The following is a 5,014-nucleotide window of genomic DNA, read 5'->3' on the forward strand; positions in this document are numbered from 1 at the left end:
GCGATGACCGGCGAGGCGGACGACGTGCGTGTGCTCGGAGCTCGCGTTGATCAGGCGGAGCCGCACCCGCTCGCCTTTGCGCACCGTGAGCGGCGCCGTGGCGGGATAGGCCTTCCCGTTGATCGTCATGGTGTCGTAGGCGGGCGTCCGACTGCCGCCCATCATCCTACCCATGCCGCCACCGCCACCCATCATGCCGCCCATGCTCCCCATTCCGCCCATCATGCCGCCGCCCATCATGCGCCCCATCATCCCACCCATGCTGCCGCGGCCGCCGGCCGTGCCGGCCGCCGTGCTCGGCAGCGGCCGCCCCGTCCCCGTGGCCCAGTCGTCGAGGACGAGCGTGTATTCGCGGTCGAACGGGAACGGCTCGGGGCCGGTGGGCTCGATGATCAGCGGCGCGGCGAGCCCGAGGTCGAGTTGGCGGTGCTCCTGGGCGTGGGTGTGGTACCAGCGAGTCCCGGCCGGCCGCGCGTCGAACTCGTAGACGAACGTGCTGCCAGGCGGGACGGGCTTCTGGGTGACGCCGGGGACGCCATCCATGGCGTTTGGCACGTTCACGCCGTGCCAGTGGATCGTGGTCGGCTCGGCGAGGGCGTTGGTCAGCAGCACGCGGACTCGCTCGCCCTCGCGGACCCGGATCTCGGGCCCCGGGATGCGGCCGTTATAGGCCATCCCGCCGATCCTCTTCCCCGGTGCCAGCTCCCACGTCAGTTCCCGGGCTTCCAGACGGATCTCCCGGATCCCGCCGGGCTGCGCCGCGGCCGGCCGCCCCGGGAGCGAGCCGCCGAGTGAGACGGCGGCGGCCCCGAGGCCGGCGCGGGCCGCGGCCCCGAGGAATTCGCGACGCGACAGCCTCGGTGCTCCGATCGCGCTCATGTCGTCCTCCGTCGGAACTCCGTCACGGGATGGCCTCATCCCGGGCATGCTTGGCGCGGATGGCCTGGGCCCGGGCCCGAAGCACGTCGGCCTCGTCCACCCGCTTCAGCTCGTGCAGGAGATCCGCGTAGTTCTCCAGCGTGGTCGCCAGCTCGGGGTGCTCGCGGCCCAGCGTCTTCTCCGTCGGGGCCACCGCGCGCCAGTACAAGTCCTCCGCCCGCGCGTACTACCGCTGGTCGTGGTAGAGCAGCGCCAGATTGTTCAGGCTGGCGCTGACCTCGGGGTGCTCCGGCCCCAGCGCCTTCTCCCGGAGCCCGAGCCGTTCCTGCCTCAATCTCACGGGTCGTACCATGGCGTCTCCGGTTCAGGACCCCTTCGCCCGCTCCCGCAGCAGCACCGTCACATTGCGGCGCAGGCGCCCAAGCGACTCCTCGTCGGGGAGGTGATACGCGCGCACGCGCGCCTGTCGGTCGACGAGCACGAATCGCGAGCTGTGCATGATGAGCCCCCTGGACCCATGCGTGGCGAACGCCGGCGCCGGTTCCAACCAGCGAAGGGGGCCGGCCGCCTGTCCTGGATCGTCCGGATCGACGACGCCGAGGTGGAACCCCTCCTTGGCGAGCTGATAGATCGCCCGCTTCTCTCCGGTGAGGAACAGCCACCGCTCGGGATCGGCGCCGTACCGCTCGGCATAGCTCCGGAGGGCCGCCACGGTGTCGTGCTGAGGATCGACGGTGATGGAGACGAGCCGGAGGGCGGCCTCGCCCGCGAACTCGGGTTGGAGGCGTGCGAGCAGCGCCGTCTGGACCGGACACGTCTCCTTGCATTGTGTGTAGATGAAGTTCGCGATCCAGACCTTCCCCAGGAGGTCCGCCCGGCCGACTGGCCGGCCGCTCCGCTCGGTTAGCCGAAACTCCGGCACCTCGCCGTAGACGCTGAGGGTTTCGAGCACGCCCTCGCTCGAGCCGACGGCGCGCTCCCCCCGCGCCCTCAGGGCAGGCTGGCCATTGACGAGGGCCCAGGCCGCTATGCCGCCCGCGGTGGCGACGAGGGCGAGCCCCACGCCCCAGAGTCCTCGCTGCCGCGTGTTCATCCCGTCAGGCCCCGGCCGGCGGCCTCACTTCTGGCGATTCCATGTCGTCCCCCGGTCGGCACTGCGGAAGATGACACCGTCGGCCGTCGCGGCATAGACCTCGTCCGGACGCCGCGGGTTCAGCGCGACCGCCGCCATGTTCTTGAGCCCCTTGCCGACGGCTTTCCAGCTCGCCCCGCCATCGACACTCTTGAAAAGACCGGCCCGCATGGCGACGTACATAGCCTTGGGATCGGCGGGACTGACCGCGAATCCGTTCACCGTCCGCGCGGCGGGCAGACCGCCCGCCACAGGCGTCCAGCCTCAGAAGCAGTCGGGGTCGCGCTGGAGGCCTTCCGCGGTCCCGGCGTAGAGCCAGATCCCGCCCATCCCGGTCGGGACGTTCACCGAGGCGAGGACCTTCACCTCGCCGCCCGGCCCATCGTCCACGCGCACCCACTTGCCTCCCCCGTCCGTGCTGCGATAGACGCCTTCGCCCTCGCCCCGCACGGCGGCATGGAGCTTCGCCGGGGTGTTCGGGTCGATGGCGAGCCCGTGGACATCCCGCCCTCCGAGCCCGGCGTTGATCTCGGTCCAGGTCGTGCCCCCGTCGGTCGTCTTGAAGATGCCGGCGTCGTGCGTGGCGGCATAGAGGGTGCGCGCGTCCTTGGGGTCGGCCACCAGGCTCATGATGTCCGCGTGGCCCGGCTTTACGGGGAGCGCCACCGGCTGCCAGGAGCGTCCCCCATCCTCGCTGCGGTAGACTCCGGTATGCGCCCCGAGCCAGAGCACTCGTCCGTCGGCGTCCATCGTGAGCGCGTGAACGTGCTCGAATCCCGCGCTCGCCGCCCGCGCGATCCCGGCCGTCCCCGCCAGCGACAGCGCCGCCGCGGCGAGCGTCACCCAGACGTTCGTTCGCCTGGCCATCTCTCCTCCCGTGTCAGTCGGGTCGTTGCGCGTGCCCCTTTAGATCCGGCCCGGCGGTGACACGCCAGCTCCACCCCGATCTCCCTTCTGGCCGCCCTTGTCGCCGCCGTCGTCCTGGTGCCCCATCTTCGACATCGAGCGCATCATGAGGTACATGCCGAGCGGGCAGGCCAGTGCCGCGAGGTAGGGCAAGGCGGCGCCAGCCGCGCCGGTCAACGCGCCGGTTCCCCCAAGCACCAGGACCGCGACGATCAGGATCGGCGCGCCCCAGCAGAGCGCTTTGCCGAGGTACGCCTTCCAGCTCCCCGGCACCGCGCCCTGGCCTATCCCGCAGCTGGCGGCCTCCACGCCCCCGTTCGAGGCGGCTGCCGCCTGCACGCGCGCCGCGCGCACTTCGCGGGCAAAGGCCTCGGCATGCGCCTCGGAGCAGAACGACTCGCCGAAGCGCTCGACCGCCGGGCCCTCCGGAGTCGTCTCCCGTCCACACAGGGTGCAGTAACGCCCGGGCGGCGGCGCGCTGTCCTTCGAGACCCGATTCGGTTCGAGCTTCGCCATGTCGTCGTCCCCCTTCGCGTCCGATCGGTTAGAGGGCCCAGTACGTCAGCGTGTCGTCAGGAGGAGTAGATGGCACCACATCGCTACTTCAAGAGCTCCTCGAGCTTCTTCCGGGAGCCGGTGTCGGCCCAGTCCCGGTAGCCGATCTCCACCGCCCGGACGATCCCCTGCCGGTCGATCAGGAACGTCGTCGGCAAGCCCCGCAGCCGGTACGCCCGCACCACTTCCCCGTTGGAATCCAGGAGAGCCGGAAAGGTCAGCTTGAGCTCGGCCATGAACTCTTTCACCCGCCCCGCAACCGCCTTCGGGTCCCCGGCGTCGATGTTGACGGCGAGGATCTCGAGCCCCCGGGCTTTGTAGTCTCGGTACACCCGCTCCATGGTCGGCATCTCCTCGCGGCACGGCGGACACCACGTCGCCCAGAAGTTGACGAGCACCGCCCTCTCACCGAGGACTCGGGAGAGCTGCACCGGCTTTCCGTCTGGGTCGCGCAGCGTGAAGTCGGGTGCGCGATGCCCCACCGTCGGCCGGACGTCGGCGGCGTCACTCGACGTCGCGGCGAGGACAGCGACCAGGAGCACCGCCACGAGCCACGGCGGCACGCTTCCGCCTCTCACGCGCTTCACGCAGGCAGACCTCCCCCTTTGGCATGGCGACCCAGCACCGCGACAAACGCCCGCGGCGAAGGGTCAGATTCCGCTTATTCCGATCTGACGGACGACGACGGACGAGCTAGGCGAGCGGAGAGGGGGGAGCGCGAGGACCGGCAGCAGTAGCGTGGAGCTGACGTTCCGCCTGCGCCGGGCGGGAGAGCGCGAGCTTGGCCCCGAGAGGCTCGGGCGGCGCCGTCGGGGTCGCCGCCGGCGGAACCGCCACCAGCGCGTAATCCCCGACCCACGGCTGGGCGCAGAACCGGGGAGCGCCGTCCGCCGTGGGGAAGCACGCGGAATCGGCGCCGACCGCGATCCCCGGCGCGCCGAGACACAGCGCCGCGAGCACAACCGCCAGGAGGGCAGCCGCCGCGCCCAGCGTGAGGGACCCACACCCTCTCATCGTTTGCCTAGAGTATCACCTTCCGATCCTGCCTGCACCGCATAGCATCTTCCCGGTCCCCCCCCGAGCCTGGCGGCACTGGCTTTGCGCTGCGTCTGGCAGCGGCCGCGGCCGCAATTTGGCGCCAAGCCAGGCAGCGCAACCGGATCCTCAGGCGGTCTGTATCGACATGCTCCAGGGCCACGGCATGGGAGAGGAAGGCCGGAAGGCGATGCAGGACCTGATGCGGTCGGGAAAGGCGCCCGAGCTGATGGACCGCATGATGCAGATGGCCCGGCGGATGGGCAACGGAGACGTGATGGCCGGGATGACCCGGATGATGGAGATGATGAGCCGCATGGGCGGGATGATGGCACCGGGCCAGTCGGCGCCGGAACAGTAGCCTGGCGGACCCGGAGAATTGGCCAAGATCTGACGGAACCCGGCTAGTGGGCTGTCGGACCCATCACGCGCCGCGCGCTCGCCGAGCCGCCGCGGGTTAGTGGTCCCGCTCCGAGCGCCGGCTTCGCCGGCGCAGCCTGTCCTGGG

The 5,014-nt window shown here is 70.8% G+C and carries 9 protein-coding genes; 1 reads left to right on the forward strand and 8 read right to left on the reverse strand.

The window, feature by feature from the left end; translation table 11 throughout:
• The 8 genes from VGW35_20040 to VGW35_20075 form a co-directional block, all read right to left on the reverse strand.
• The coding region (locus VGW35_20040) for a multicopper oxidase domain-containing protein (protein HEV8309961.1) at positions 1-879 on the reverse strand (879 nt) is incomplete at its 3' end.
• A 22-nt stretch (positions 880-901) separates the two neighbouring features.
• The gene (locus tag VGW35_20045; GenBank protein ID HEV8309962.1) at positions 902-1,087 is read right to left on the reverse strand and encodes a hypothetical protein; all 186 of its coding nucleotides are present in this window, start codon (positions 1,085-1,087) and stop codon (positions 902-904) included.
• Between the two features lie 18 nt (positions 1,088-1,105).
• Complete coding sequence (locus VGW35_20050; GenBank protein HEV8309963.1) at positions 1,106-1,231, reverse strand: hypothetical protein; 126 nt, start codon at positions 1,229-1,231, stop codon at positions 1,106-1,108.
• A gap of 12 nt (positions 1,232-1,243) precedes the next feature.
• The gene (locus VGW35_20055) at positions 1,244-1,972 is read right to left on the reverse strand and encodes an SCO family protein (protein ID HEV8309964.1); all 729 of its coding nucleotides are present in this window, start codon (positions 1,970-1,972) and stop codon (positions 1,244-1,246) included.
• A gap of 24 nt (positions 1,973-1,996) precedes the next feature.
• Complete coding sequence (locus tag VGW35_20060; GenBank protein ID HEV8309965.1) at positions 1,997-2,263, reverse strand: hypothetical protein; 267 nt, start codon at positions 2,261-2,263, stop codon at positions 1,997-1,999.
• 12 nt (positions 2,264-2,275) lie between these two features.
• Positions 2,276-2,878, reverse strand: a complete 603-nt coding sequence (locus VGW35_20065; GenBank protein HEV8309966.1) for a hypothetical protein — start codon at positions 2,876-2,878, stop codon at positions 2,276-2,278.
• A gap of 39 nt (positions 2,879-2,917) precedes the next feature.
• Positions 2,918-3,433: a DUF2933 domain-containing protein gene (locus tag VGW35_20070; GenBank protein HEV8309967.1), complete on the reverse strand. Its 516-nt coding sequence runs from the start codon at positions 3,431-3,433 to the stop codon at positions 2,918-2,920.
• Between the two features lie 83 nt (positions 3,434-3,516).
• The gene (locus tag VGW35_20075; protein ID HEV8309968.1) at positions 3,517-4,059 is read right to left on the reverse strand and encodes a TlpA disulfide reductase family protein; all 543 of its coding nucleotides are present in this window, start codon (positions 4,057-4,059) and stop codon (positions 3,517-3,519) included.
• Positions 4,060-4,655: 596 nt separating this feature from the next.
• Here VGW35_20075 and VGW35_20080 point away from each other — a divergent pair.
• Positions 4,656-4,868, forward strand: coding sequence for a hypothetical protein (locus VGW35_20080; GenBank protein ID HEV8309969.1), 213 nt, complete (start codon positions 4,656-4,658; stop codon positions 4,866-4,868).
• Positions 4,869-5,014 lie beyond the last annotated feature (146 nt).

Source organism: Candidatus Methylomirabilota bacterium (genome assembly GCA_036005065.1).
Lineage (GTDB): Bacteria > Methylomirabilota > Methylomirabilia > Rokubacteriales > DASRDR01 > DASYQW01.

What these genes read in the sequence shown, in the direction of transcription:
- VGW35_20050 (HEV8309963.1), bottom strand. Translation starts at nt 1,231, where the DNA reads ATGGTACGACCCGTGAGATTGAGGCAGGAACGGCTCGGGCTCCGGGAG.
- VGW35_20055 (HEV8309964.1), bottom strand. Translation starts at nt 1,972, where the DNA reads ATGAACACGCGGCAGCGAGGACTCTGGGGCGTGGGGCTCGCCCTCGTC.
- VGW35_20065 (HEV8309966.1), bottom strand. Translation starts at nt 2,878, where the DNA reads ATGGCCAGGCGAACGAACGTCTGGGTGACGCTCGCCGCGGCGGCGCTG.
- VGW35_20070 (HEV8309967.1), bottom strand. Translation starts at nt 3,433, where the DNA reads ATGGCGAAGCTCGAACCGAATCGGGTCTCGAAGGACAGCGCGCCGCCG.
- VGW35_20080 (HEV8309969.1), top strand. Translation starts at nt 4,656, where the DNA reads ATGCTCCAGGGCCACGGCATGGGAGAGGAAGGCCGGAAGGCGATGCAG.